We start from the raw sequence: 25,636 nt of genomic DNA on the forward strand, positions 1-25,636 counted from the left end.
TCACTCTCTTGCGCGGTGGCGGGGCCTTTTTTTGGAAGAGAGCCTAGTCGGCGGAGGTTTCCCCCTCCCAATAGTCGACTTCGCTTTCCTGTCTTCCGACGTAACGGAACATCCGTTCGCGCTTGCCGGGCAGGCGGGTCGTCGCGAGGAACTTGCCACTGTCCGGATACTCGCAGATCTCCGTATCTGACTTGCTGGAAATGGCGACGTATTTCAGAGGAATGCTGCCGGTGTTCGTCAGCTTGTGGGCATGGGCGGGGCCGCCTCGCGGGGCGCCGAGCACATCGCCAGCCTGCACACCATAGCTGTCCGGCCCGAAGCGATAGGTGCCTTCGCCTTCCAGGATGACGAACATCTCGTCTTCGGCATGGTGGTTATGGAAAGGGCAGGCGGACTTGCCCGGCGGCACGATGCAGAGCGCCGCGCCGATTTGCGTGAGGCCCACGCGATCCGAAATATCGGCGTCGAGTGAACGGTAATGCTCGCCCTGTTCGAAAGGCTCCAGCGGCAGCTCATCCAGCCGCGCGATAGGATTCAATTTTTCGGTCATGCTGCTGGTATGCCCCGGGCTGGCAGGCTCAATCAATGAGGAAGTTTTTTGATCGTGATGATCTTTGCCGGGTCTGATAGGTGCGCTTCGTAATCCTGCAAAAGAGTTTGCTCTTCTGCACTGAGGGCGGGTTTCGCGCGGAGGCTCGCGGCCCGGTCTTCCATCCAGGCCCTGGCTTTGTCTGCGACTTCAGTATCCCCTCCGGCGCAGGCAAGGGCGCTGCCATCTTCGATAACGACGCAGTTGTTTTCCATCGGTTGCCTAGCCTGTTTGTCGTTGCCTTCCGGGGCTGCAGCCGATGCCAACTGCGGCGTGAGGGTAAGGGTGATGACGGCCATGCCTAGGGTGCGGAACGGTTTCATAGGGGGGTGTCCTGCTATTTTAGATAGTATGTGAAGTTTCGGGGTAGAATGCAATCGCTTGCGCCAGAGGCGCCATGCAGGGACGCCTGCCTCCGGCCCTGCCCATATGACCAATCCCTTGCTATATGTTCCTGATGAGTTCCAATCCGAATCGTCTCTCGATCAGCCAGATGGCTGCGCCGCGCCCGCCCGCCGCGCAGGGCGATGCGCCGTACCTGGATGGCCTGAATCCCGAACAGCGCGATGCCGTGATGACCACCGAGGGCCCGCTGCTGGTCCTCGCTGGCGCCGGCACGGGGAAGACCCGCGTGCTGACGGCACGTCTTGCGCACATCATCGGCTCGCGCCTTGCCTGGCCGTCGCAGACCCTGACGGTGACTTTCACCAACAAGGCCGCGCGGGAGATGCGCGAGCGGGCGCTGCGTCTGATCGGCGATGCGGGGGAGGGGCTGCGCTGGCTCGGCACGTTCCACTCGATCAGCGCGCAGATCCTGCGCCAGCATGCCGAACTTGTGGGGCTGAAATCCTCCTTCACCATTCTTGATACGGACGATCAGGTGCGCCTGTGCAAGCAGATCATCGTGGCCGAGGACATCGACCCGAAGCGCTGGACGCCGCGCTTCCTGGCCGGCCTGATCGATGGCTGGAAGAACCGCGCCCTGACACCGGACCGCGTGCCCGCAGACGAGGCCTTCCAGTTTGCCGATGGCAAGGGCATCAAATGCTATGAAATCTATCAGGCGCGCCTGAAAGTTCTGAATGCCTGCGATTTCGGTGACCTGCTGATCCACAACATCACGATCTTCCAGCAGAACCCGGACCTGCTGAAGGATTTCCAGTCGAAATTCCGTTACATCCTGGTGGACGAGTATCAGGATACGAACGTTGCCCAGTATCTCTGGCTGCGCCTGCTGGCGCAGGGTTCGCAGAATATCTGCTGCGTGGGGGATGACGACCAGTCCATCTATGGCTGGCGCGGGGCGGAAGTAGACAACATCCTGCGCTTCGAGAAGGACTTCCCCGGCGCGAAAGTGATCCGGCTGGAGCGGAATTATCGCTCTACCAAACACATCCTCGCGGCGGCCTCGTCCGTCATCGCGCACAATCGCGGCCGCCTCGGCAAGACGCTTTATGTTGGTGATGACAATGCGGTTGAGAATATCGACGCCGCCAAGGTAAAAGTGCGCGGCCTGTGGGATGGTGAGGCTGAGAGCCGTCTAATTGCGGACGATATTGAAAGCTGGGTGCGTGGCGGCGGCAAGCATGAGGATTGCGCCGTGCTGGTGCGCGCCTCCTGGCAGATGCGGGCCTTCGAGGAGCGGTTCATCCTGCTGGGCATTCCGTATCGTGTGATCGGTGGTCCGCGCTTCTTTGAGCGCGCCGAGATTCGCGATGCGATGGCCTATCTGCGCCTGATCCGCTCACCAGACGACGATCTTGCTTTCGAGCGCGTGGTGAACCAGCCGAAGCGCGGGGTCGGCAACACGACGCTGGCGAAACTGCAGGCTTATGCGCGGGCCGACGGGCGCAGCCTGTTCGTGCTGACGCCGATGGTGCTGCAGACGGACGAAGTGAAAGGCGCGGCCAAGCGCGGGCTCACCCAGTTTATCGACCAGATCAATATGTGGCGGGACCGGCTGAACAATGGCATGCCGCATACGGAGCTGGCGGAGGTGATCCTGGAAGAGTCCGGCTATACGGACATGCTGCAGAAGGACCGCAGCCCGCAGGCGCAGACACGGCTCGACAACCTCAAGGAACTGGTCCGTGCCATGGGCGAATTCGACTCGCTGGCGGGCTTTCTGGAGCATGTGGAACTGGTCATGGATGCGTCCACAGGCGGGGCAGATGAGGACCAGGTGCAGATCCTGACGCTGCACGCCGCCAAGGGCCTCGAATGGCCGGTCGTCTTCCTGCCAGGCTGGGAAGAGGAAGTCTTTCCCTCCCGTCGCAGCCTTGATGAGAGCGGCCTGAAAGGCCTCGAAGAGGAACGCCGTCTCGCCTATGTCGGCATCACCCGGGCGCGGGAGCTCGCTTATATTTCCTTCGTCGCCAACCGCCAGATCTATGGCCGCTGGCAGAGCGTGATGCCGTCCCGTTTCGTCGACGAACTGCCGCACGAGAATGTCGAGGTGATTTCGGAAACCGGCTATTCCGGCATGCCGGGCGGGGAGGATGCCTTCAGCGGCTCTATCGAAGACCTTGGTGAACGCAGCGACTATTCCAGCCCCGGCTGGAAACGGCTGAAGGAAAACGCCGGCAAGTATCCAACGACGGGCGCTCCGCGCGATGCGTCGAACCTCACCGCGATGAGCGGCGGGCCGGAATCGTTCCGCAAAGGCCAGCGCGTTTTCCACGACAAGTTCGGCTATGGCCGCGTCGCCTTCAGCGAGGGCAACAAGCTGACCGTCGATTTCGAGAAGTCCGGCCGCAAGAAAGTCATCGCGACCTTCGTTTCGCAAGCCTGAGGCGGGAACAGGAGGGCAGCGCCGGGCGGCCTGTCAGGGGAGGACCAGGCGGGGCGTCAGGGAGGGAACGCGAGGGCCCCGGCGCTGCAGGTCCTGTCTGACACGCCAGCGCCGAACGCATACCGAATGGCGCGTTCATCTTCCGCTCAGCTTGTGAAGTGGCCTATTCCGCCGCTGGCAGGGCGCTGTCTGACTTATCGTCCTCAGCCTTGTCATTGGCCGGTTCGCCATTCTGCAGGAGACGCACTTCATCTGCCGGGCGCTGCCCGCGAATGCGAGCCGAGATCCGGCGGATCATGTTGCCCGTCCGGTGAGGCACCAGAAGCCAGACCGGCGTGACCAGCAGGATCATGATGGTCGAGAAGGCAAGGCCGAACACGACGGCTGTTGCCAGCTGCACCCACCATTCCGCTTCCGATCCGCCGAAATTGATGGCGCCTTCACCGAAATTCACGCTCATCTCGAACACCATCGGCAGCAGGCCGCAAATCGTCGTGCCGGTGGTCAGCAGGATCGGGCGGATCCGCTGGGCCGCCGTCGCTATGGAGGCTTCTTCCGGTGTCCGGCCATCCTTGCGAAGCCGGTTGTAGGTGTCGATGAGCACAATATTGTTGTTCACCACGATCCCGGCGAGGGCAACGATCCCGGTACCGATCATCAGGATCGACATATAGGGCAGCACCAGCTGGATGCCGACCAGAACGCCGGATGTGGAAATGATGACCGCCGACAGCGTGAGGATGACCTGCCAGAAATTGTTGAACTCCCAGAGCAGGATCACGGCCATCATGAACAGGGCAGCCATGGCGGCGCCGCTGAAGAAGGCATTGGCTTCCTTCGTGTCCTCGTCTGCACCTTCGAAGCGCACTTCCACATCGGAGCTGAAGCCGGCCTGAGCGATCCAGTTGCGAACGTCCTCAACGATGGCAGCGCCGGCGCCCTGTTCCTTGGCATTGCCGCGCACATAGTAGACGCGCTTGCCGTCCAGGCGTTCGATCTGGCTGACGCGTGGTGCCGGAATGCGGTCCACAAACAGGTTCAGCGGAACATTGCCGTTCGGGGTGGCGACACGCAGCGTGTCGATGGCGGAGGCACTGCGATCGTCTTTCGGGAATCGCACCCGGATGTCGACTTCATCATCGGCATCGTCCGGGCGATAGCGGCCGACCAGAATACCGTTCGTCACAAGCTGCACCGCTGCGCCGATCTGGGCGACATCGAGGCCGTATTTGCCAGCTTCCGCGCGATCGACCTGAAGGCGGTATTCGATGCCGGGCAGGGGCCGTGTGTCGTCAATCTCGCGCAGGTCGCCGCGCTCATCGATATAGGCGCGCAGGCGGGCGGTGGCATCGTCCAGCTCTGCCTGATTGTCGGAGAGGAGCGCGATCTGCAGGTCCTTGCCGGCCGGCGGGCCCTGTTCGCGAGCCTGGATCTGGAATTTCAGCCCCGGCACCTGCAGCAAGCGGGCGCGCACGGCTTCCAGTGTCTTGCGTCCGTCATGCGTGCCGTCGGCGGTGGCGAGGTCGAGCAGCAGGCGCCCGATCGTATCCAGCGGCTGGTCGTTTGCGCCATCGAAGCTGACGCCGCCACTGCCGCCGGAAGACCCCGAACGTGACGAAATGGATTCGACCCCGTCAATGTCTGCGACGGCCCGTTCGGCGCGCTGCACAAGTTCTTTCTCTTCTTCCGCGGAGAGCGCGCCCTGCGCCTGAACGAAGACGAAAGCCTGTTCCGGCTCGATGTCGAGGAAGAATTCAGACCGGTGGCCGGACGAGCCGAACCACATGAAGATCAGGATCACCGAACCGATGGCGACGCCCGACACCATCCACGGACGGGCGATCAGCGACTTGACCAGCCGCACATAGGTGCCGAGCCAGCCAGTGGCCTGTTCCGGATCCGCGTCTGCGGCAAGCGCAGCAAGGTCAGCGTCGGTACCTTCCGGGCGTGCGCCCATCACGGAGCCAAGCACCGGCAGGAAGATCAACGCCATGACCAGTGACGCCGTCAGAACGCAGATCAGCGTGAGCGGCAGGTAGGCCATGAACTTTCCGGGCATGGAGTTCCAGAACAGGAACGGCACGAAAGCCGCCAGCGTCGTCAGCGTGGAGGATACCACCGGCCAGAACATGCGCTTGCCCGCCATGGCGTAGGCGTCCTTGCGCTCCAGACCTTCAGCCATCTTGCGGTCGGCATATTCGGTGACGACGATGGCGCCGTCGACGAGGATACCCACGGCGATGACCATGCCGAACATGACCATCATGTTGATCGTGAACCCGAAGGTTCCAAGCAGAAGGAAGGCCATCACGAAGGATGCGGGGATCGAGATGCCCACGAGAAGGGCAGAGCGCCAGCCAAGCGCGGCGACGACAATGATCATCACCAGCAGCACGGCCGTCACGATCGAGCTTTGCAGCTGGCCCAGCTGGTTGCCGATCTGTTCGGACGTATCTGATGTGATCGTCGCCCGTACGGTCGCGGGCCAGGTCTTCTGTTCCTCGGCAATCGTGTCGCGGACGAAATTCGCCGTATCCAGAACGTTCGCGCCGGAGCGTTTGACCACTTCAATCAGCATGGCCGGTTTGCCGTTGAAGGTCGCGTAGCCCGTTGCGTCCTTGTAGGTACGGCGGATTTCAGCGACGTCCTGCAGCGTGACGACGGCATTTTCCGTGCGCTTGATCGGCAGGTTCAGCGCGTCCTCGGCGGTGCGGATCAGGCCCGGCACCTTGACGGCGAAGCTGCCGTCGCCCGTGTCGATTTCACCGGCCGGAACCAGCTGGTTGTTCGACGAAACAATGTTGTAAATTTCCTGATAGGAGATGTTGTAGGTCTCGAGCATGGCGGGATCGATGACGATCTCCAGCACATCCTCGCGCTGGCCCTGGATCCGCGCTTCGAGGATGCCGGCATTGCGCTCCAGCTTGTCCTGCAGCTTTTCGGCAATGTCGTTCAGGCCGCGCACCGGCGCCTCGCCGTAGAGGTTCACCACCATGACAGGGAACTGCGAGGCGTTGAATTCCTGAATGACCGGTTCGCGCGCATCCTGCGGGAAAAAGCGTTTTGCGAGGTCCACCTTGTCTTTCACGTCAAGCACAGCCTGGTCGACATCGACGTCGATCTCGAATTCCAGCAGCAACGTACCGGCGCCTTCGGAGCCGTACCCATTGAAGGTCTTCAGGCCTTCGATGGACTGGATTTCCTGCTCGATCGGGCGCACCAGAAGCCGCTCGGCATCCTCCGGGGTCACACCGGCCAGCGGCACGGTAATGACGACGAACGGGATCGGAATGTCCGGGTCCGCCTCTTTCGGCAGTTTCACATAGGTGACGGTGCCTGCGATGACCGCGCAGATCAGGATGGCGAGCACCATGCGTGCCCGGCCGATGGCGCCGTCAACGATGCTCGTCATGGCTGGGCCCCGCCGGCGGGTACAGGTTTCACACTTGCGCCTTCAGACAGATAATCCTGTCCGAGTGAAATGATGCTGGTCCGCTCCGGCAGGCCGGTGACCCAGGCGCCGTTGGGCGTCTCGTCGATCACGGTGACCGGAGCAAATCGAACCGTGTCGGTGTCATCGACATAGCGCACGCCCAGTTGGCCGGCATCAGAGAGGGTGAGCAGGCCGGCCGAAATCTTCGTGGCCTGAACATCGCCGACCGGAAGGACCAGCTGGGACGTCACACCTGCCGCCACGATCTCATCGCCCGTGTCGAGTTTGGCTTCGACGAGGAAAGTCCGCGTCGTGTCGGAGGCGGTCCGCGCGACATAGCGCAGCGTAGCCGGGAAGCGGCGGCCATCGGCCAGAAGGGTTTCGCCGGTCATGCCGGTTTTCAGTTTGCCCGCTTCGGCTTCGGAAACCTGCACCGAGACGATAACCGGATCCATGTCCACTAGGACGCCGCAGGCCTGACCGGGCGACAGGAAGTCACCGGCCTCGGCAAGGCGTGTTTCGAAAATGCCATCGAACGGCGCGCGGATCTGAGTTTTACCAAGTTCCACTTTCGCCGCGTTCACCGCGGCTTCGGCGGCATCGAGCTGGGCTTTCGCGGCGGTTGCCTGATTGACCGGGCCGAGACCTTTTTCGGCAAGGCTGGCGGCGGCTTCGTAGCTCACTTCAGCCGAAGCGCGCTGGGCTTCAGCCTCTTTGACGCGGGCCGAACGGGCCTCCACATCGAGGCCGCAAAGCAGGGTACCGGCCTTGACGAAGCTGCCTTCCCGGGCCGGCGTCGACACGACCGTGCCGGTCGTTCCCGCTTTCACCGTGACGCTCTTGTCCGGTTCGGTCCGGCCTTTGGCGGTGATCTGCATCAGGTGCGGTTCAGCATTGAGGACTTGGATCACGGCAGACGGTATATCATCCGTGCGTTCCGCCACGGCTTCTTCCTTGTGCGAGGAAATGCTTCCACGCATCACGCTGCGCAGCCCGAAATAGGCGACAATGACAACGAGGATCGTTGCGGCGATGATAGTCGAACGGTTCACGTCAGGATGTCCTTCCCGCGGACGAATAGCAGATATAGGGCGGCAGGTCGCATGAAGAACCGCCGCGCGCAAATTTCCTTAACACCCCCCATCTTGCCATACGGCAAACAGACGGGATCAGTTTACCAACAAGCTGCAAGCGTTGGTTAATCTCTAACGTAAGGAAAAAGGAAATCCGTCGCGGATTAAATCCAGCGTTGCCAACGCAATAGGACCAGCGTGACAACAACCGAAGCAGCCAGGGCAGCCACCAGCGTAAGGAAGGCGACAGGGCTGCCGGAGCCCGGAATACCGCCCAGATTGACGCCAAATAGACCGGTCACAAAACTGATCGGAAGGAAGATCGCGGACAGGATCGCCAGCACAAACAGGCGGCGATTGGTTTCTTCCGTACCCTCCTGAGCCGCCTCTTCATACAGAACACTGGAACGTTCCCGGATGGTTTCCAGCAATTCTGTCAGGCGGGTCATGCGGTCGGCGGCTTCGCGCAGATAGAGAAGGTCCGTCTCGGAGAACAGGCCGGACTGGCCGCCATCGCGCACCAGCGTGTTCAGGGCTTCCCGCTGCGGCGTGATATGGCGGCGTACCTGCAGGATGCGGCGGCGGAACTCCGGCAGGACGGAGCGGTCGAGGTTGACCCTCGGGTCCAGCAGTTCGTCTTCATACCGGTCGGCTTCGTCATCGAATTCGTCCAGCACGGTTTCCATACGGTCGGTCAGACGGTCGGCGATACTGGCCACAAGCGCGCCGGTCGAGGTCGGAATGTCGCCGTCTTCCACCAGTTTGCGGACATCGCTGGCGGACCGGACCGGCCGTGCCCGCAAGGTGATGAGCAGATTTTCGCCCGCCCACATCCGCAGTGTGACGAGGTCCTCGACATCGGCGCCTTCATTGAGGTTAGGCCCGCGCAGATTGATCAGATAGCCGTGCCCATGGCGGGCGGCCCGCGGGCGGGTTTCTTCCTGCAAAAGGGCCTGAACCGTCACCCGGTCCAGGCCGCTCTTGCGGTAAAGCCAGCCCTGCGCCTGGGCGGATTGCCGGTCGAGGTGAAGCCAGGCGCGCTTGAACGCAGCCAGCTTGCCCTCCAGCACATCGTCCCATGTCAGGGGCGTCGGGAGCCCGGCCTCGTCGAAACCGAAGCCGAACAGAAGCGGTTCATTGTTTCCGGGCTCCACCGCTGTCTCCCTTTAGAACGCGGAGACCGGGGGAACTTTGCCAGCCCACGGACGAGCCTGCTCAAGTTCCAGCGCCAGTTCGAACAGCAGCTGGTCGTCGCCGCGCTTGCCGGAGAACATGGCACCGACCGGGAGGCCGCCCTCGGTCCATGCCAGCGGCACACTCATCGAGGCGGCACCGGCCACGTTCATCGGTGCGGTGAAGGCCGCGAAGGTGATGATGCGGTCATACAGGATTTCGTAATCGACTGTCGGGGCCTGCTCGCCGAGTTTGACGGCCGGGCTGCCGGTTGTTGGGGTCAGCAGGATATCGACGTCTGCGAAACCGCTGTCGTACACGGACTCGAAATTCTTCAGCCAGGCGACGGTCTCTTCCATCTCGTCCTTGCGGGACAGGAACATGTTCGTCAGGCCCAGCGTCCAGGGTTCGACAATGTCCGGGCCGACGGGCTTGCCGGAAAAATCGCTCGCCTGCTGGGCGAATTCGGCAGCGCCGGCAGCCCAGTAGAGCAGGAAGCGGTCGATGAATTCGGCACCGGAGAAAGGCGCTTTCCAGGCGACGACTTCATGGCCGAGATCGGTGCAGAGTTTGGCCACATCTTCCAGCGCGGCTTTCGTCTCCGGCGCAACCGGCGTGCCGGCATAGGCGTCGGTCGTGAACCCGATTTTCAGGCGGCGGCCGACAGGCTTCAGGTCTGCGGCGAGCGGCGCATAGGTGCCATCATTCACCTGCGTGTCCCGGAACAGGTTGATGGAGTCGCGCACGGAAATCGTGACGGCATGCTGGACGGAAATGTCCACTGGCGGGGCTTCCGGCCCATGGGCGGGCAGCTGGCCGCGGGACGGCTTCAGGCCGAAGACGCCGCAGGTGCTGGCCGGGATACGTATCGAGCCGCCGCCATCGCTGGCATGGGCAAACGGTACCACGCGTGCGGCAACAAGCGCCGCAGCACCGCCGGACGAGCCGCCGACGATGCGGGTCGTATCCCACGGATTACAGGTCTCGCCGGTCACGAGCGCCTCGCTGGACGCCATCAGGCCCATTTCCGGGGAGGTGGACTTACCCAGCACGACCACGCCTTCGGCGCGCCATTTGGCGGGCAGGGGATCGTCCTTGCCGGGGGTGTAGCCCTTGAAGGCCCGGCTGCCATACCAGGTCTCTGCGCCATTCCAGTTGTGCAGATCCTTGATGAAGGTCGGGACGCCCTGGAACGGGCCGGCAGGCGTATGGCCCGCTTCGGCGCGGGCGGTGTCGAAGATTTCGGAAGCAACGGCGTTGAGCTTGCCATTCACGGCATTGGTACGCGCGATGGCAGCGTTGACCTCGGCCAGTGAGGTGGTTTCGCCGCTGGCAATGCGTGCGGTCATTTCGGTGCCGTCAATCCAGCCGGATGGGACGGAAGAGGCGGGCGAGACAGGGGCTGCGGCCGGTGTCGCTGCGATGCCAACGGCGGCTTCCGGTGCCGTCTGGGTTCCGGTCTGGCCGCAGGCGGCCAAAGCGCTCATTGCCGCGCCACCAAGCAAGACGCCCCGTCTTGTAATCCGTGCCATTTGTTTCGCTCCGATTCTCTTTTTGCTTTATGGCCGGGCAAAGTGGAACGGAGCGGGCGGCAGCGCAAGGGCACAGACAAATGACACAAGGGTCCCCGGCCGCAGAGGTCGACATCACTGAAAGCCTGGTCCGTGATCTGTTGCAGACGCAGCATCCTGACCTTGCCGGACTGCCGGTCCGGTTCGCCGGGGAGGGGTGGGACAATGTGATGGTACGCCTCGGCGATGATCTCGTCCTGCGCCTGCCGCGCCGGACAGTGGCCGACCAGCTGCTGCGCAACGAACAGCGCTGGCTGCCGCAGCTGGCGCCCCGGTTACCGTTGCCAGTGCCGGTGCCTCTGCGCACGGGCCAGCCGCAGGACGGGTATCCTTATGTGTGGAGTGTACTGAGATGGATCGAAGGGGAGACGGCCGATCTTACCCCGCCAGATGCGTCAGAAGCCCCGGTCCTGGCCGGCTTCCTGAAATCCTTGCACCGGCTGGCTCCGGATGATGCACCCTCCAGCGATGTGCGGGGGTGTCCACTCAGTAACAAGCTTGAGGACATAGAGCGGCGCATGGCTTTGCTTGCTGAGGAAACGCATGCGATCACACCAGAGATCCGGCAGGCATGGGGCGCGGGACTTGCCGCGCCGATTGACCTGCCGCGCCTCTGGGTGGCGGGCGATGTGCATGCAAGAAACGTCCTTGTCCGGAATGGAAGATTTGCCGCGTTCATCGATTGGGGGGACATCTGCGCGGGTGATCCGGCGAGTGACCTCGCCTCCATCTGGGGCCTGTTCGAATCTGCCGACGCCCGGCGCGCGGCCATCGACGCCTATGGCATGAGCGACGCGACCCTCGCCCGGGCGCGGGGCTGGGCCGTCATGTATGGGGTCCTGCTGCTGGAAACGGGCCGGCACGATCATCCCCGTCATGCGAAGATGGGCGCCGACACGCTCCGCAGATTGAACGCGGACCTTACTTGATCACGCCGCAGGCAACCCGGGCACCGGCGCCGCCAATCGGCTGGGTCATGTGATCGTCTTCGCCTTCATGGATGATGATCGCAGAGCCGTCCTCATCGACGAGGGCACCCAGCGTGTCGAGCGTGGTGAAGGCCTCATAGCCGGCCGAGCCATCGGCCGCGGCCCAGATGTTCGGCAAGTCGCCATTTTCAGGGCCCTTGGGATTCAGCAGGCCGTGGCCGCCTTCCATCTTGCCGACATGGCCGCCGGACATCTTGTACATGCCGACGTCAGAACAGTCGCCGGTCGCGTGGAGGTGGATGCCGTGCCAGCCGGGTGTCAGGCTGCCGGGCGCCAGTTCGACGCGGATCATCAGCCCGTTCGGGCCGTCAAGCAGGTTGGCAGACCCGATGCTCTGGCCTTCGAGACCGATCATGTCGGCCGTGCCGTGCGCCATGCTCGGGAAGACGCCTTCGTCCGGGCCAGGCATTTCCGGCATCATGCCCTGATGGTCCATCATGCCTTCATGACCCGGCATGTCCATCGGCATGGCTGGAGCTGCGTCTTCCGTGGTTGCGGGCGGGGCTGCCGCCGGTGCGTCTGCTTCCTGCGGTGTGGCTTGTGCGACGCTGGCACAGGCGCCGAGGGCGATGGCAGATCCGAGTAGGGCAATGCGGCTGATCATGGGGAGTCTCCTCTTTGCGGGTCTTTGCTATAGCATGTTTGCAACGCGTGTCAGGAAAGCCCGTTCCATGAAAGATCGTGCAGATCGCCTCCTTGTGACACTTGGCCTGTTCGAAAGCCGCGCCAGTGCCCGCGCTGCCATCGAAGCGGGCCTTGTGCGCGCAGATGGCGTGCAGGTGACCAAGCCCGCGCAGGACATCTCGGCCGATGCCGTGATCGAGGCCGATCCGGCGCACCCTTATGTTTCGCGGGGCGGGTTGAAACTGGCCCACGGGCTGGAGGCTTTCGGTATCGACCCGGCAGGGCAGGCATGTCTGGACATCGGTGCCTCGACTGGCGGCTTCACTGAAGTGCTGCTGCTGAACGGCGCCCGGCATGTGACCGCCGTGGATGTCGGGCGCGGGCAGCTGCATCCGCGGATCGCGGCCGACCCGCGTGTCACCAATCTGGAAGCCACTGACGCGCGCAGCCTGACCCCGGACAGACTGCCGGAGGCCCCGACGCTTCTGGTGTGTGATGCGAGTTTCATCTCGCTGGAAAAGTTGCTGGAGGTGCCTCTGTCGCTCGCCGCGCCGGTGGCGGATTTCGTTGGTCTGTTCAAGCCGCAGTTCCAGGTCGGCCGCGATCATGTCGGCAAGGGCGGCATCGTCACCGACCTTGCCGCCGCCGATGCTGCAGCGGAGCGGTTCGAAGTCTGGATGAAAGAAAAAGGCTGGCCCATCCATGCCTGGACGGCCAGCCCGATTTCCGGCGGCGACGGCAATGCCGAACGCCTGTTCCATGCGGTGAAGGCTTAATAGCCGCCGTAGAGTTCGTCTTCGCCGACGATTTCCCACGCACCATTATAGCCCTCGCGGCAGGCCGTGGCCGGGTCGCGGACCACTTGTCCGTCCGGCAGGGTGACTTCGCGCCAGACGGTGCGGCATTCCTCAGGCTGAGGGGCCGGGGCGGACGCGCGCGGGGCCGGGGTTTCCGGATAGCTTGGATAGGCCGGATAGCTGACCGGAGCCGGCGTTGCCGTGCGGCCCGGATGGCTGCGCAGGTCCTGCGGGCTGCCATAGAGGCCCTGCGTGGTCTGCGGGATCGAGCTGCCGGAATATTGCGATGAGACATAGGGGTAAGCCCCATAGTCTGCGCGGAAGCTGCCGCCATAGGGCGTTGCCGTCTGGCAAGGCGTAGCGCTGTTGGAGGCCATTGCATTGCCCGCCACGCCGCCGACGATTGCGCCGAGCAGGGCGCCGGCGACCACTTCGCCGTCATTGTTGCCCTTGTCCCAGTAGCCGTAGCGGCCATGACGGCCATAGCGATTATAGTGCCAGCGGCTGTCATTATCGCCGACATTGTTGCCGATCGCGCCACCGGCTGCTGCGCCGACAATGGCGCCGATCACTGTGCCGGCTGTCTTGTTGTCCTTGTTCTGGCGTTCGCAGGCGGAATTGTAGGGCGTGCCATAGCCATAGGCCTGCGCAGAAGCGGCAAGCGGGGCGGCAACCATGGCCGTCAGGGCGATTCCGCCGATCAGAAGAGACTTCACCATCTCGTTTTCTCCTTTTCCGGTGGCCGCAGAACCACCAGTCTGAGCGGCAGAGTGGCAAAGCCAACCTGAACCGGACCTGAAGGCGGCCCAAAGGCTGGACGTGCGCCTGCAGCGGTCACATATTCATGCCATGGGACTGTTCGACCGTGCCGCCCTTGCAGCAGGACGCGCCCGTTACGCGGCGGCGCAGGGCATGCGCTCGGCCTGGTATGCCGCGCAGATGCGGGCGGCAAAGTCGCGCACAACCGGCTTTTACCGGCCGGATGACCCGGATTTCACACCGACACGCGGCAAGCCGGACATGGCGCAGCTTCGCAAGGCCTATTTCGACCTGTTCCTGCAGGACCGGCGCAATGTGGAGGCGGGGCTCTATCCGCCGCCGCGCGATGTGAGCATCGCTCACCTTCCCAATGCCCTGAAATCTGCCCGCGCGTTCCAGGCGGATGTCGAGGCGGTTGAGCGGCGGCGGCAGGCCCGCAACGCCACCGAAGTTCAGGCGACGCTGCCGGAAGGCTCCAACCGCTACCCGGACTATTACCGCCAGAACTTCCATTACCAGTCCGGCGGCTGGTTCAGCGATGAGAGCGCGGAGCTTTATGACACGCAGGTCGAAGCCCTGTTCACCGGCACGGCGGACGCCATGCGCCGCGCGGCGCTGGCGGAAATCGCGCGGGAGCTGAAAGGCCGGGACCAGCGCGGCGTGTCCCTGCTGGACGTGGCCTGCGGCAATGGACGGTTCCTGAAGAGGGTGATGAATGTCTGGCCCCGCCTGCAGGCTGCCGGGCTTGATCTGTCCCCGAACTATACCGATGCTGCGCGGAAACGTCTTGCGCCCTGGCCGCAGGTGGACATCTTCCACGAAGCGGCCGAGGCCATGCCGTTGCCGGATGCCTCGCTGGACATTGTTGTCTCCATCTTCCTGTTTCATGAATTGCCGCCGGAAGTGCGCCCGGCCGTTCTGGCGGAAGTATTCCGTGTGCTGAAGCCGGGCGGCCTGTTCGTTCTGGCCGACAGCGTTCAGTTCGGTGACTATGAGGGCATTGACGGCGTGCTGGAATATTTCCCGCATGGCTTCCATGAGCCTTATTACAATTCCTACCTTTCCTGGGATGTGGATGCGGCCGCGATAGGGAAGGGCTTTGCCAAAGAGCGTGAAACCCTCGCCTTTCTGACAAAAGTCACCACCTGGCGGCGCCCTCTCTGACAAGGCCTGCAATTAAGCCCTGTGATTGATGCGTGACCGGATTGTGGCAACGTTGCGGCATAGGCGTGCGCCGCGTTTCTGCCACTCAAATTTCAGTAAATTACTGAGGTTTCACAAAGTGTTGTGGCGCAGCCACAGGTAGATCACAGCATGCGAAGATTGTGTTTCCGTAAGCTGTTTTCCGGAAGCGGCAGACCTAATTCAGGGCCACGCAATCTTGCGGACAATGGAGTAAAAAAATGAAACTTGCACTCGCTTCGCTCGCCGCCATCGCCGTTGTGGCCCCTGCTTTTGCTGAAGGGAATGTGGAACTTGGCGCTGCTTACTCGCACTTCGACGCCGACGGCGCGAACCTCGACGCCCTCACCGCCCGCGGCACCTATTTCTTCAACCCGCATGTCGGTGTGGAAGGTGAAGCCTCGATCGGTATCGGTGACGACGATGTCGGCGCGGCCAATGTCGAACTCGACAATTCGCTGGCAGCCTTCGGTGTTGTCCAGATGCCGGTTGCCGAGCGTGTCGACCTGTTCGCCCGCGCCGGTTACGCCACCAGTGAGTACAATGTCGACGTCCCGGGTGTGGGCGGTGCGTCGGGTGACGATGACGGCTTCGCCTATGGCGTTGGCGGCAAGGTCTTCCTGAACGACAAGTTCGGCCTGCGCGCCGATGTCACTCGTTACGAAGGCGACGACACCGATGCTGACGTGATCTCCGTCGGCGGCGTCATGAAATTCTAAGCTTCCCACCTCTCCAACGGGAATACACTGTCCCCGGTGCTGCGGCGCCGGGGACTTTTTTTGGGAGGAGGGAATTCAGCGCCCGGTCTGGCCGCGGTGGCGCAGTTTCTGGTCGGCCAGCACGCAGGCCATCATGGCTTCAGCCACGGGCACGGCGCGGATGCCGACACAGGGGTCGTGGCGGCCCTTGGTGCGCACGTCCACATTCTCGCCGTCACGGGTGACGGACTGGACTTCGTTCAGGATGGAGGAGGTCGGCTTGATGGCGATGCGCACGATGACGTCCTGGCCGGTGGAGATGCCGCCCGCCACACCGCCATTATTGTTCGACAGGAAGAGGGGGCCGTCATTGCCTGCGCGCATCTGGTCGGCGTTTTCCTCGCCGGAGAGGCTGGCCGCGCCGAAGCCCGCGCCGATCTCGACGCCTTTGACGGCATTGATGCTCATCATCGCGCCCGCGAGTTCACCGTCCAGCTTGCCATAGATGGGCGCGCCCCAGCCTGCGGGCACGCCGCTGGCCTGCACTTCGACGACTGCGCCTGTGGAGCTGCCCGCCTTGCGGGTGGCGTCCAGGAACTCTTCCCATCTGGGCACCATGTCCGCGTCCGGGCACCAGAAGGGATTGTCCTCGACAATGTCCCAGTTCCAGTTGTCCCGGTTGATGGCATGCGGGCCGATCTGCACGACAGCGCCGCGGATCACGATGCCGTCACCCAGGGCGCGCCGGGCCACGGCGCCAGCCGCGACGCGTGCAGCGGTTTCACGCGCGGAGGACCGTCCGCCGCCGCGATAGTCGCGCACGCCATATTTGGCGTCATAGGGATAGTCGGCATGACCGGGGCGGTAGCGGTCGCGGATTTCGCCATAGTCTTTCGAACGCTGGTCGGTGTTCTCGACCATCAGCGAGATGGGCGTGCCCGTGGTGACGGGTCCACCTGTGCGGTCGTCTTCGAAGACGCCGGAGAGGATTTTCACCGCGTCCGGCTCCTGGCGCTGCGTGACGAAGCGCGACGTGCCGGGGCGGCGTTTGTCCAGGAATTGCTGGATGAAGGCTTCATCCAGCGGCAGGCCGGGCGGGCAGCCATCGACCACGCATCCGAGGGCCGGCCCGTGGCTTTCGCCCCAGGTCGTCACACGGAAAAGGTGGCCGAACGTGTTGTGAGACATGGCTGCCCTTGAAGGCCTGTCAGCCCTTAGCTGAACAGGTGCTCGACAGCGGCGCGCTCTTCACGCAGTTCGGCGTCGGTGGCATCCATCTTGGCGCGCGAGAAGTCGTTGATCTCGAGGCCCTGCACGATCTCGTATTTGCCGTCCTTGCAGGTGCACGGATAGCCGTAGATCACGCCCGGTTTGATGCCGTAGGAGCCGTCCGATGGGATGCCCATGGACACCCATTCGCCTTCCGGCGTGCCGAGGGCCCAGCTGCGCATGTGGTCGATAGCGGCCGAGGCAGCCGAAGCAGCAGAGGAGGCGCCGCGCGCCTTGATGATCGCCGCGCCGCGCTGCTGAACGTCGGGGATGAAGGTGCCGGTGTACCAGGCATCGTCGACCATCGGCTTGGCAGCTTCGCCTTTGACCGTGGCGTGGTGGATGTCCGGATACTGGGTGGCCGAGTGGTTGCCCCAGATCACGATGTTCTTGATGTCGGTATTGTGCGTGCCGGTCTTCTCGGCCAGCTGGCTCATCGCGCGGTTGTGGTCCAGGCGGACCATGGCGGTGAAGCATTTCGGATCGAGGTCCGGGGCGTTCTGCTGGGCGATGAGGGCGTTGGTGTTGGCCGGGTTGCCGACGACGAGCACTTTCACGTCGCGGGAGGCGTGATCGTTGATCGCCTTGCCCTGCGGGCCGAAGATGCCGCCGTTTGCGGACAGGAGATCCTTGCGTTCCATGCCCTCTTTGCGCGGCATGGCGCCGACGAGGAGGCAGAAGTCCGCGTCCTTGAAGGCAACATTCGGATCGTCGGTGGCGACGATGTTGTTCAGCAGCGGGAAGGCGCAGTCGTTGAGTTCCATCACGACGCCGTTCAGGGCGCCGAGCGCCGGGGTGATTTCCAGCAGGTGAAGGTCAACCGGCTGGTCCGGTCCGAGCATGTCGCCAGCGGCGATGCGGAAGAGGAGGGCGTAACCGATCTGGCCAGCGGCACCGGTGACGGCAACTTTGACAGGCTGTTTCACGAGGGAGGTCCTTCTTGCAGAGCTGAATTCTGTGGCCTCCACATGGCGAATTTGTCGCCCGAGGGCAAGCCGTGCTGCGCCATTGCCGCAGGTGAATCACCCGCTCAGAGGCGTTTATTCGGCCTCGACCGGCGGATAATACCAGATCCGGCGGATCGCCCCGTCGCCGGTCACCTGATAGACTGTCAGGCGTTGTTGCTCCTCTGTCGTCCCGTCCGGTCCGGTGCGGCGGCTGGTTTCGATGGCGGTGACATAATCATCCAGCTGGCTCCAGCCGGTCAGCTCCAGAACCGGCGTATCCGCGTCTTCGATATGCTCCAGCCAGTGGGAGACGATGGCCCAATAGCCTTCGGAGACCATATCCGTGCCGGCGGCGGTCACTTCCATGACCTGAATGCCCGGATGCATGAGGCTTTCCATCCGGTCCACGTCGCGGGCATTGAAGGCACCGGTATATTGCTCGACCACCGAACGCGGGTCGATTTCGATCATCGACTGGTCCACAGGCTCGCCAAAGGGGGCGTTGATGACCGGCTGCGCCACGGCTGTAACGGGTGCCAGGACGGCCAGTATGGCGGCAAGGATCAGTTTCTGCATGGCGGTGGCCTCCCTCTGCTGCTTTCCCTCTTGCGTATACGGGGATCGCCGGAGTGTCACCTTATCGCGGTTTCGCTAACCGGCAGGCACACCTATACTGGCACAATCAGGATCAGACCCCAGAGGGCCCCATGACGAAACAGCCGTCCGACACGATCATCCCGCCGAGCCCGAGTGCGGCAGAGTATGCGACAGACCCGACGGGCAAGCCGCTGATCCGGAACGCCGCAGATCCGTTCACCCTGTTCAATGACTGGATGGCCGAGGCGCGGGCGAAGGAGCTGAACGATTCCAACGCCATGTCGCTCGCCACGGTCGACGCTGACGGCATGCCGGATGTGCGCGTGGTGCTGCTGAAGGAGGTGACGCCGGCCGGGTTCGTCTTCTTCACCAATCTCGAAAGCGCCAAGGGCCAGCAGCTGAAGGCCAATCCGGTGGCCGCACTCGGCTTCCACTGGAAGAGCCTCCGCCGCCAGGTCCGCATCCGCGGCACGGTCGAGCGTGTCACGGACGCCGAGGCGGACGAATACTTCGCCACCCGGGCCGCGCAGAGCCGGATCAGCGCGATCGCCTCCGACCAGTCGCGCCCGCTGCCCGATCGCGCCGTTTTCGAACAACGCATTGCGGAACTGTCCGAAATCTATGGCGACGGGCCGGACATTCCGCGCCCCGAATTCTGGGGCGGCTTCCGCCTGACGCCGGTCGAGATCGAGTTCTGGCAGGACCAGGCCTTCCGCTCGCACGACCGGCTGAAATTCACGCGGGCAGGCGACGGCTGGGAAACCGGACGGCTTTATCCGTAGTCGGCCTCAGCGCAGGATTTCCAATGAGGCGTCACCCTCGACCGCGAAGCGGTCTGAGGGCCCATCTCTGAACGAACCCGCACGCACGTCATGTCCGGACGGGCCTGTTGCTTCGTTCAGAGATGGGCTCCCAGACGGGCTTCGCCCGCCGGGAGTGACGCGTCACGAAGAAATTTCTCCCAAGGGCAGCAAACGGGAATCCTCCACCGCCGCCGTGCGGTGGCCAAGGATTTTCATATAGTCCGGGTCCTGCTCGAAGGCGAAGAAGGTCTCCATGTCCTTCTGGCGCACGAGAAGAACCAGGTCCCAGCGTTCGTCTTCCGGGCCGATCAGCCAGCTGCCGCCTTCGGCCAGGAAGTCCAGCCTGCCGCCGCTTTTCTCAAGATAGGGTAGCGTATGCTCGATATAGAGGTCATACGCCGCTCGCCCGCTGATCGGGCTTTCCGGCGCAATGTCCGGAAAGCCCGTATAGTCGGCAACCGTCCGCAAGCGGATCAGGTTCAGCATGATGACATTCCCGGTCAGGCCCCGCATCACGAAGCGCCGGCCGAGTTCCTGTGTCGGGGCAAGATAGGCCATCAGACCAAACCGATGGAGGTACGCTCCACGACAAGGTGGGGCACGCCATCGCTCGTCTTGGTGAACGAAACCCCGGCGGAGGAGATCGTTATGGTGACCCGTTGGCGGAAGTTGGAGAAGCTCTCGAACTCGACCACATCGACAGGTTCGTCGAACTCCAGCGTGACTTCGAAGGCTGTGCCGCCCGCCATTTCGCGGACGGCCAGAACGCGGCCGTCAAAGGCCTGTTTCAGGTAACGGCCAGACACCTGGTCGCCGACCTGCAGCACCACTTCCGGCATGTTCGACAGGCGGGCCGAGGCCGTGTTCCAGTCGCGATAGCCGAGTTCCTTCGCCACGCATTCCAGCGCTTCGGAATGAGAGACGGGCGTTCCGGCTGCTGCCAGTTCCGCCCGCAATTCACGCGCACGGGCCTTGGCCTGGTCGCGATTTGAGATCGATAGATAAGACATCGGAATCATCCTTGTCCGGGCAGTCGCTTGTCAGCGGGGCTCGCCTTGCCGCGGGACTGCCGGATGGACCGGTGTTCCGTCGTTTTTCGTCGCGGCGTTCTCACGCCGGGGGATCTTCACCGTAAGACTTGCATCTTGCGAGCGGCAGGCGTCCCAGAGCCTGAGGGGCACATAATCCTTCCGGGGCGCAACGTCAATCATTGCCAACACGGAGAGGTTCGGGCACCTATTGGCATTCGGCGTGGCAATTCCTGTCCGCGCCCTGCATCATTCAGGGGGTTATCCATGAAACGTGGCCTGCAGGTCTTCCTTGGCGTTTTCTCGCTCATTCCGGTGATCTTTGCCTTGCTTGGTTTTCTGGGCGGGGCAGGGCGGTTGTCGCCCGACGGTGTCACCGTGGATCTCGACAATCAGTACCGGTACTTTTCCGGCATGTACCTTGTCGTCGCCTTTCTGCTCTGGTCGATCATTCCAGCCATTGAGAAACATGGCCGCACGCTGTTCCTGATCAGCGCGGCGATATTTATCGGCGGCCTTGGCCGGGTCGTGTCCTACATGACGATGGGCGCGCCCTCGCAGGACCTCGTCGTCGGCATGGGGATCGAACTGGTCGTGCCGGTGATCTTCATTGTGTGGCAGCGCGCGGTGGCCGCGAAGGCCTGACGCGAGAGAGAGACCGCAGGCCCCCTCCGACCGCATCGCGGCCACCTCCCCCGCTTCGCAGGGGAGGAAAAGCATGCCGCTCCCGGTCTTCCATCCTCCACCGCTTGCGGGGGAGGTGGCAGGCGGCGAAGCCGGCTGACGGAGGGGGGGACGTACTTCCGGTCGGAAATACGGCTCCTACCGCCCGCACGCCTCACGGCCGACATCGTCTGCCTTGATCATGTCGGCCACGCGATAGGGCTCATCCGTGGCGAGCAGGACGAGGCCCTGCGCCGCCAGCGCGTCATACTCGCTGGCATCGCCATCGGCGAGATAGACATCGTCCAGCCGTTCGCCCGCGCGCCCCAGCGTGCCGAAGGCCGGTTCAACGCCGACCTTTGCCAGCCGTTCCCAGGCATAGGGTTTCGGTTCGTCCACGCCGGTCCACCCGATCAGACGGGTACGGTCCACGCCCCGCGCTTCCAGCTTCGCCACATCCCGGTCGCCAAAAGCGGAGGCCGTCATCATGAGGCCCGGATCAATGGCGGCGATCTCGGCGGCCTGGTCGTCATTGTAGGAGATGATGATCACATTCTCTGCCGCGTCCGTCGCTTTCACGGCAGCGGCGATGTTGCGGAAACTGGTGGTCGGTTTCTTGTCCAGCTCCAGCACGGCGCCCGTCTGCTTCGCCCAGATCAGGGCGTCGGTCAGTTTCGGCGGATGGAAGCCGGTGCGCCGTCCGTCATTGTCCTCAAGTTCCAGTCCGCTCATGGTGGCCCAGTCCGTATCGGAGACATAGCCGGAGCCGGTCGTGGTGCGATTCAGCCGGTCGTCATGCATCAGGGTCAGCACGCCGTCCTTCGTTTCGGCGACATCGATCTCGAACACGCGGATGCCCTTGTCGAATCCATGCTGGAAGGTCTCGATCGCGTTTTCGGGAAATCCTGTGTCCGGTCCGCCGCGATGAGCCGCAATGACCATGCCGCCATTCTTGCGAAGGCAGTCAAAATATTCCGGCAAGGGGAGGGTGGGCGAAGAAATATTTGCGTTCTCCACGCCCGGCTGCGGACCAGCGGGGCCGGCTGCGCCGCAGGCTGCAACAGCCAGCGACATCACGGAAAATGCAAATCTTTTCATGGTGCGACCCTCAATTCCTTGCCTCGCGTCACCCGCGCGAATACACACACTTCGGTTACAGGACAATGACGCCACGGCAGGCGTCCAAAGGAGGACACGGCATGAAAGGCCTGATGCAGGACTGGCAGCTCACAACGAACAAAATTCTCGAGCATGCCAAACGGGTCAATCCGACCCGTGAGATCGTCACGCGCCGCGTGGAAGGGAACATCGAGCGCATCACCTATGGCGACCTGTTCGACATGTCCAAGCAGGTGTCGACCGCGCTGAAGGATGAAGGTATCGGCCTCGGCGACCGTGTCGCCACGCTCGGCTGGAACTCCGAACGCCACATGGCTTCCTGGTATGGCGCGATGGGCATCGGCGCCGTGCTGCATACGGTGAATCCGCGCCTCCACCCGGAGCAGATCGCCTGGATCATCAACCATGCCGAAGACAAGGTCCTGATCTTCGACAAGACCTTCCTGCCCATCGTCGAGCAGATCAAGGACACGATCCCGACGGTGAAGTCCTTCGTCATATATGCCGGCGCCGACACGATGCCGGAGAACACGCTGGGCGCCGTGCCTTTCGACATCTGGATCGATGGCCGCTCCACCAATGTGCGCTGGGGCGACTTCCCGGAAGATACCGCCTGCGGTCTCTGCTACACGTCCGGCACGACGGGCGACCCGAAAGGCGTGCTCTACTCGCACCGTTCCAACGTCCTGCACACGATGATCACCATGCAGCGCGATGCCATCGGCATGGGCGCGAACGATGTCGTGCTGCCGGTGGTGCCGATGTTCCACGCCAATGCCTGGGGCCTGACCTTCAGCTGCCCGGCGACCGGCGCCAACATGGTGATGCCCGGCGCGCAGATGGATGGCGCCTCGATCTACGAACTGCTCGACACGGAGAAGGTGACGATCACCGCCGCCGTGCCAACCGTGTGGCTGATGCTGCTGACCCATTTGCAGCAGAACGATCTCAAACTGCCGCACCTGCAGAAGGTGATCATCGGCGGCTCGGCCGTGCCGGAGAAGATCCTGCGCGCCTTTGAGGAAGACTATGAAGTCGACGTCGTCCATGCCTGGGGCATGACCGAGACCTCGCCGCTCGGCACGCTGGGCACCCTGCCGCCGCACATGGTGAACGCCGACATCGACACCCGTATGGCGCAGAAGCTGAAGCAGGGCCGTCCGCCCTTCGGCGTCGAGCTGAAGATTGTCGATGATGAACATAATGATCTGGCCTGGGACGGTGAGACGTCCGGACGCCTTCTGGTCCGCGGACCGGGGATTGCGGCAGCCTACTTCAAGGGCGCCGGCGGGAATGTGCTGGATGCCGAAGGCTATTTCGACACCGGCGACGTCGCCAACATGGACGAGTACGGCACGATGCAGATTACCGACCGTGCCAAGGACGTGATCAAGTCCGGCGGGGAGTGGATCTCTTCCATCGACATCGAGAACATCGCGGTTGGTCATCCCAAGGTCGCCAACGCCGCTGCCATCGGTGTCTACCACCCGAAATGGGACGAGCGTCCGCTGCTGATCATTCAGCCGGCTGAAGGCGAAAATCCGACCAAGGAGGAAATCTTCGCGGCGCTGGAAGGCAAGATCGCCAAATGGTGGACCCCGGATGACATCGCCTTCGTGGACTCCATCCCGCTCGGCGCAACCGGCAAGATCAACAAGCTGGCCCTGCGCGATACGTTCAAGGACTACAAGTTGCCGACGGCGTAAGCATCATGGATCTTGGTCTGACAGATAAGGTGGTCTTTGTTGCCGGCGCGAGCCGCGGCATCGGCCTTGGGATTGTCGAAGCCCTTCTGGCCGAAGGGGCCAAGGTCGCCATGGCGGCACGCGGGGCAGAGGCGCTGGAGGAACAGCGCGCCCGCCTCGCCGCCCAATATGGCGAGCACAAGGTCTGGGCCCGGGCAGGGGATCTGCGCGACTCGAAAACCATCGACGAGATGGTCGAGGCGATCGAGCATGAGTTCGACCCGCTCTGGGGCTCGGTCGCCAATGTCGGCCTGCACCCGTGTCCGCCCGGCTATGAGGTGGACGACGAGACCTGGACGGCCGGCCTGCAGCAGAATCTCGACAGCGCCTTCCGTCTTGCCCGCTCATCGCTCCGCAAGATGGAGCCGCGCGGCGAGGGCTCGATCCTGATGATCTCGTCCATTGCCGGTCTTGGCGCGCTCGGCACGCCAGTCACCTATGGCACGTCGAAAGCGGCAATGAACCATCTCGCCAAGGAACTCGCCCGCGTGGCGGGGCCGTCCGGCGTGCGGGTGAATGCGATTGCGCCGGGCAATATCATCTTCCCGGGCGGGGACTGGGAAGAGCGCTCCACCGGCCCGCGCGGCGATGCGTGGACCCGCTGGATCCGCCGCGAAGTGCCGCTGCAGCGTTTCGGACGGCCGGACGAGATCGGCTCTGCCGCCGCCTACCTGCTGAGCCCGCTGGCGAGCTTCATCACCGGCGCCATCCTGCCGGTGGACGGCGGCCAGACAAAGTAGGCATTGGCGAAGTAGGCCTCAGCCCTCGTCGGTCACATGGATCGACGGGTCAGGCTCCTGAATGCTGATGAGATAGCTCAGCAACAGATCGGTGCTTTTCGGCCCGAACTGGAATTGCGGCATCTCCGGATGGCCGACCTTCAGCCCGTCGCGGAAATCCTCGGCCAGCGCGTCGCCGTCATAGTCGGCCAGAATATAGCGCAGGGCCGGGGCATCCGTGCGCCGGGCGTCTTCCTTGTCGATGCCGTGGCAGTCGGCACATTGGGAGGAGGCGACCTGACGGCCAAGCGCGATTTCCTCGGCCACGGGCAGGCCGGTCAGGCCCAGGTTTTCCTGTGCCTGAACCTCGGCAATTTCGGCTTCATAGGGCGATGCCTGCACGCAGCCCATCAGGGGCAGAGACAGCGGAATAAGGGCATAGACCAGGCGGCGCATGGCGCTCTCCTTTACCAGAATAGCGGCCATGATCGCGCGATGCGGCGCCGAACGCAATTCGTGAATGTTACGGATTGGCCCCGGGTGCAGTTTCAGCCGGGGCGCTCCGGCCCGTCACGGCCCGTCACGGTCAGCCGTCTGCGGGCTCAGGCTCCTGAATGCTCTTCAGATAGGTCAGCAGCACATCGGCGCCGAGCGGCCCGAAATGGAATTGCGGCATGTCCGGGTGGCCGACCTTCAGGCCTTCCTCGAAATTCTCGTGAAGCGTGTCGGCATCATAATTGTTCAGCACATGGCGCAGGGCCGGCGTATCGGCACGCAGCGCGTCCTGCTGGTCAAGGCCGTGACAGTTCGCGCAGACGGCGGATGCGACGCCGCGGCCTTCGTCGATCTGCTGTGACAGCGGGGCCTTCTGGGACTCCCGGATTTCCATCGCCTCGCATCCGGCGAGCGCAAGCGGAATGAGAATGATACTCAGTTTACGCATGATGTTACCTCCCGTTTTTTATTGGGGGGAGTGTCTCAGAGAAACCACTTTCCGGCAATTGAGGAGATTTACGGGGTGGGGGATGGGAGTTCAGCTTCCACCCTGCCGTAAACCGCTCATGATC

25 protein-coding genes are annotated in these 25,636 nt (G+C 63.2%); 9 read left to right on the forward strand and 16 right to left on the reverse strand.

What is annotated here, in order from left to right; genetic code table 11:
* Positions 1–43: 43 nt before the first annotated feature.
* Both HJA_RS07885 and HJA_RS07890 read right to left on the reverse strand, forming a co-directional pair.
* The gene (locus HJA_RS07885; RefSeq protein WP_035580857.1) at positions 44–550 is read right to left on the reverse strand and encodes a cupin domain-containing protein; all 507 of its coding nucleotides are present in this window, start codon (positions 548–550) and stop codon (positions 44–46) included.
* Positions 551–582: 32 nt separating this feature from the next.
* Entirely contained in the window at positions 583–912 is a 330-nt protein-coding gene (locus tag HJA_RS07890; RefSeq protein ID WP_035580471.1) for a hypothetical protein, read from the reverse strand.
* Between the two features lie 125 nt (positions 913–1,037).
* Between HJA_RS07890 and HJA_RS07895 the strand changes: the two genes are divergently transcribed.
* Positions 1,038–3,380 carry an ATP-dependent helicase gene (locus HJA_RS07895; RefSeq protein WP_035580473.1) on the forward strand — a complete coding sequence of 781 codons (2,343 nt, stop codon included), beginning with the start codon at positions 1,038–1,040 and terminating at the stop codon, positions 3,378–3,380.
* 163 nt (positions 3,381–3,543) lie between these two features.
* Here HJA_RS07895 and HJA_RS07900 read toward each other — a convergent pair whose 3' ends face one another.
* The 4 genes from HJA_RS07900 to HJA_RS07915 form a co-directional block, all read right to left on the reverse strand.
* Positions 3,544–6,792, reverse strand: coding sequence for an efflux RND transporter permease subunit (locus tag HJA_RS07900; RefSeq protein WP_035580475.1), 3,249 nt, complete (start codon positions 6,790–6,792; stop codon positions 3,544–3,546).
* The gene (locus tag HJA_RS07905) at positions 6,789–7,865 is read right to left on the reverse strand and encodes an efflux RND transporter periplasmic adaptor subunit (RefSeq protein ID WP_035580476.1); all 1,077 of its coding nucleotides are present in this window, start codon (positions 7,863–7,865) and stop codon (positions 6,789–6,791) included. Before HJA_RS07905 ends, HJA_RS07900 begins: the two co-directional genes overlap by 4 nt.
* Positions 7,866–8,050: 185 nt before the next feature.
* On the reverse strand, positions 8,051–9,040 hold the full coding sequence (locus HJA_RS07910; protein WP_051597496.1) for a zinc transporter ZntB: 990 nt from the start codon (positions 9,038–9,040) through the stop codon (positions 8,051–8,053).
* Positions 9,041–9,052: 12 nt separating this feature from the next.
* Positions 9,053–10,591: an amidase family protein gene (locus HJA_RS07915; protein WP_035580478.1), complete on the reverse strand. Its 1,539-nt coding sequence runs from the start codon at positions 10,589–10,591 to the stop codon at positions 9,053–9,055.
* Between the two features lie 80 nt (positions 10,592–10,671).
* Here HJA_RS07915 and HJA_RS07920 point away from each other — a divergent pair, with 80 nt between their 5' ends.
* Positions 10,672–11,559, forward strand: a complete 888-nt coding sequence (locus HJA_RS07920; protein ID WP_035580480.1) for an aminoglycoside phosphotransferase family protein — start codon at positions 10,672–10,674, stop codon at positions 11,557–11,559.
* On the opposite strand, the gene HJA_RS07925 is transcribed toward HJA_RS07920, so the two are convergent.
* Positions 11,552–12,223: a superoxide dismutase family protein gene (locus HJA_RS07925; protein ID WP_206741702.1), complete on the reverse strand. Its 672-nt coding sequence runs from the start codon at positions 12,221–12,223 to the stop codon at positions 11,552–11,554. The two genes, HJA_RS07920 and HJA_RS07925, sit on opposite strands and share 8 nt — an antisense overlap.
* A gap of 67 nt (positions 12,224–12,290) precedes the next feature.
* Between HJA_RS07925 and HJA_RS07930 the strand changes: the two genes are divergently transcribed.
* Positions 12,291–13,019, forward strand: a complete 729-nt coding sequence (locus HJA_RS07930; RefSeq protein WP_035580482.1) for a TlyA family RNA methyltransferase — start codon at positions 12,291–12,293, stop codon at positions 13,017–13,019.
* Here the strand turns inward: HJA_RS07930 and HJA_RS07935 are convergent.
* A complete protein-coding gene (locus HJA_RS07935) occupies positions 13,016–13,759 on the reverse strand; it encodes a glycine zipper domain-containing protein (protein ID WP_035580484.1) in 744 nt (247 codons plus the stop codon). The two genes, HJA_RS07930 and HJA_RS07935, sit on opposite strands and share 4 nt — an antisense overlap.
* A gap of 130 nt (positions 13,760–13,889) precedes the next feature.
* Between HJA_RS07935 and HJA_RS07940 the strand changes: the two genes are divergently transcribed.
* Both HJA_RS07940 and HJA_RS07945 read left to right on the forward strand, forming a co-directional pair.
* The gene (locus HJA_RS07940; RefSeq protein WP_035580864.1) at positions 13,890–14,963 is read left to right on the forward strand and encodes a class I SAM-dependent methyltransferase; all 1,074 of its coding nucleotides are present in this window, start codon (positions 13,890–13,892) and stop codon (positions 14,961–14,963) included.
* Between the two features lie 239 nt (positions 14,964–15,202).
* Positions 15,203–15,700, forward strand: coding sequence for a porin family protein (locus HJA_RS07945; RefSeq protein WP_035580486.1), 498 nt, complete (start codon positions 15,203–15,205; stop codon positions 15,698–15,700).
* Positions 15,701–15,775: 75 nt separating this feature from the next.
* On the opposite strand, the gene aroC is transcribed toward HJA_RS07945, so the two are convergent.
* From aroC to HJA_RS07960, 3 genes are all read right to left on the reverse strand, one after another.
* Positions 15,776–16,867: a chorismate synthase gene (aroC, locus tag HJA_RS07950; RefSeq protein WP_035580488.1), complete on the reverse strand. Its 1,092-nt coding sequence runs from the start codon at positions 16,865–16,867 to the stop codon at positions 15,776–15,778.
* A gap of 26 nt (positions 16,868–16,893) precedes the next feature.
* A complete protein-coding gene (locus HJA_RS07955; protein ID WP_035580490.1) occupies positions 16,894–17,874 on the reverse strand; it encodes a malate dehydrogenase in 981 nt (326 codons plus the stop codon).
* Between the two features lie 114 nt (positions 17,875–17,988).
* The gene (locus tag HJA_RS07960; protein ID WP_035580492.1) at positions 17,989–18,471 is read right to left on the reverse strand and encodes a nuclear transport factor 2 family protein; all 483 of its coding nucleotides are present in this window, start codon (positions 18,469–18,471) and stop codon (positions 17,989–17,991) included.
* Between the two features lie 131 nt (positions 18,472–18,602).
* On the opposite strand from HJA_RS07960, the gene pdxH reads away from it, so the two are divergent.
* A complete protein-coding gene (gene pdxH / locus HJA_RS07965) occupies positions 18,603–19,274 on the forward strand; it encodes a pyridoxamine 5'-phosphate oxidase (RefSeq protein WP_035580494.1) in 672 nt (223 codons plus the stop codon).
* 162 nt (positions 19,275–19,436) lie between these two features.
* Here the strand turns inward: pdxH and HJA_RS07970 are convergent, their stop codons facing one another.
* Complete coding sequence (locus HJA_RS07970; RefSeq protein WP_035580496.1) at positions 19,437–19,853, reverse strand: DUF1330 domain-containing protein; 417 nt, start codon at positions 19,851–19,853, stop codon at positions 19,437–19,439.
* Positions 19,853–20,305, reverse strand: coding sequence for a glyoxalase superfamily protein (locus HJA_RS07975; protein WP_035580867.1), 453 nt, complete (start codon positions 20,303–20,305; stop codon positions 19,853–19,855). Before HJA_RS07975 ends, HJA_RS07970 begins: the two co-directional genes overlap by 1 nt.
* 285 nt (positions 20,306–20,590) lie before the next feature.
* Here HJA_RS07975 and HJA_RS07980 point away from each other — a divergent pair, with 285 nt between their 5' ends.
* Positions 20,591–20,968 carry a DUF4345 domain-containing protein gene (locus HJA_RS07980; protein WP_035580498.1) on the forward strand — a complete coding sequence of 126 codons (378 nt, stop codon included), beginning with the start codon at positions 20,591–20,593 and terminating at the stop codon, positions 20,966–20,968.
* 177 nt (positions 20,969–21,145) lie between these two features.
* On the opposite strand, the gene HJA_RS07985 is transcribed toward HJA_RS07980, so the two are convergent.
* Entirely contained in the window at positions 21,146–22,084 is a 939-nt protein-coding gene (locus tag HJA_RS07985) for a glycerophosphodiester phosphodiesterase family protein (protein ID WP_241764323.1), read from the reverse strand.
* Between the two features lie 101 nt (positions 22,085–22,185).
* Here HJA_RS07985 and HJA_RS07990 point away from each other — a divergent pair, with 101 nt between their 5' ends.
* Both HJA_RS07990 and HJA_RS07995 read left to right on the forward strand, forming a co-directional pair.
* Complete coding sequence (locus HJA_RS07990; RefSeq protein WP_035580500.1) at positions 22,186–23,811, forward strand: long-chain-fatty-acid--CoA ligase; 1,626 nt, start codon at positions 22,186–22,188, stop codon at positions 23,809–23,811.
* A 5-nt stretch (positions 23,812–23,816) separates the two neighbouring features.
* Positions 23,817–24,590, forward strand: coding sequence for an SDR family NAD(P)-dependent oxidoreductase (locus HJA_RS07995; protein WP_035580502.1), 774 nt, complete (start codon positions 23,817–23,819; stop codon positions 24,588–24,590).
* 18 nt (positions 24,591–24,608) lie between these two features.
* Here HJA_RS07995 and HJA_RS08000 read toward each other — a convergent pair whose 3' ends face one another.
* Positions 24,609–25,025 (reverse strand): c-type cytochrome, encoded by a 417-nt coding sequence (locus HJA_RS08000; RefSeq protein ID WP_051597497.1) that lies wholly within the window; start codon positions 25,023–25,025, stop codon positions 24,609–24,611.
* A gap of 130 nt (positions 25,026–25,155) precedes the next feature.
* Positions 25,156–25,512 carry a c-type cytochrome gene (locus HJA_RS08005; RefSeq protein ID WP_035580504.1) on the reverse strand — a complete coding sequence of 119 codons (357 nt, stop codon included), beginning with the start codon at positions 25,510–25,512 and terminating at the stop codon, positions 25,156–25,158.
* Positions 25,513–25,636: the final 124 nt, after the last annotated feature.

This window comes from Hyphomonas jannaschiana VP2 (assembly GCF_000685215.1).
Lineage (GTDB): Bacteria > Pseudomonadota > Alphaproteobacteria > Caulobacterales > Hyphomonadaceae > Hyphomonas > Hyphomonas jannaschiana.

Coding starts and splice junctions, on each gene's coding strand:
- HJA_RS07885 (WP_035580857.1), bottom strand. CDS start 550: ATGACCGAAAAATTGAATCCTATCGCGCGGCTGGATGAGCTGCCGCTG.
- HJA_RS07890 (WP_035580471.1), bottom strand. CDS start 912: ATGAAACCGTTCCGCACCCTAGGCATGGCCGTCATCACCCTTACCCTC.
- HJA_RS07895 (WP_035580473.1), top strand. CDS start 1,038: ATGTTCCTGATGAGTTCCAATCCGAATCGTCTCTCGATCAGCCAGATG.
- HJA_RS07900 (WP_035580475.1), bottom strand. CDS start 6,792: ATGACGAGCATCGTTGACGGCGCCATCGGCCGGGCACGCATGGTGCTC.
- HJA_RS07915 (WP_035580478.1), bottom strand. CDS start 10,591: ATGGCACGGATTACAAGACGGGGCGTCTTGCTTGGTGGCGCGGCAATG.
- HJA_RS07920 (WP_035580480.1), top strand. CDS start 10,672: ATGACACAAGGGTCCCCGGCCGCAGAGGTCGACATCACTGAAAGCCTG.
- HJA_RS07925 (WP_206741702.1), bottom strand. CDS start 12,223: ATGATCAGCCGCATTGCCCTACTCGGATCTGCCATCGCCCTCGGCGCC.
- HJA_RS07930 (WP_035580482.1), top strand. CDS start 12,291: ATGAAAGATCGTGCAGATCGCCTCCTTGTGACACTTGGCCTGTTCGAA.
- HJA_RS07935 (WP_035580484.1), bottom strand. CDS start 13,759: ATGGTGAAGTCTCTTCTGATCGGCGGAATCGCCCTGACGGCCATGGTT.
- HJA_RS07940 (WP_035580864.1), top strand. CDS start 13,890: ATGGGACTGTTCGACCGTGCCGCCCTTGCAGCAGGACGCGCCCGTTAC.
- HJA_RS07945 (WP_035580486.1), top strand. CDS start 15,203: ATGAAACTTGCACTCGCTTCGCTCGCCGCCATCGCCGTTGTGGCCCCT.
- aroC (WP_035580488.1), bottom strand. CDS start 16,867: ATGTCTCACAACACGTTCGGCCACCTTTTCCGTGTGACGACCTGGGGC.
- HJA_RS07960 (WP_035580492.1), bottom strand. CDS start 18,471: ATGCAGAAACTGATCCTTGCCGCCATACTGGCCGTCCTGGCACCCGTT.
- pdxH (WP_035580494.1), top strand. CDS start 18,603: ATGACGAAACAGCCGTCCGACACGATCATCCCGCCGAGCCCGAGTGCG.
- HJA_RS07970 (WP_035580496.1), bottom strand. CDS start 19,853: ATGGCCTATCTTGCCCCGACACAGGAACTCGGCCGGCGCTTCGTGATG.
- HJA_RS07975 (WP_035580867.1), bottom strand. CDS start 20,305: ATGTCTTATCTATCGATCTCAAATCGCGACCAGGCCAAGGCCCGTGCG.
- HJA_RS07980 (WP_035580498.1), top strand. CDS start 20,591: ATGAAACGTGGCCTGCAGGTCTTCCTTGGCGTTTTCTCGCTCATTCCG.
- HJA_RS07985 (WP_241764323.1), bottom strand. CDS start 22,084: ATGAAAAGATTTGCATTTTCCGTGATGTCGCTGGCTGTTGCAGCCTGC.
- HJA_RS07990 (WP_035580500.1), top strand. CDS start 22,186: ATGAAAGGCCTGATGCAGGACTGGCAGCTCACAACGAACAAAATTCTC.
- HJA_RS07995 (WP_035580502.1), top strand. CDS start 23,817: ATGGATCTTGGTCTGACAGATAAGGTGGTCTTTGTTGCCGGCGCGAGC.
- HJA_RS08000 (WP_051597497.1), bottom strand. CDS start 25,025: ATGCGCCGCCTGGTCTATGCCCTTATTCCGCTGTCTCTGCCCCTGATG.
- HJA_RS08005 (WP_035580504.1), bottom strand. CDS start 25,512: ATGCGTAAACTGAGTATCATTCTCATTCCGCTTGCGCTCGCCGGATGC.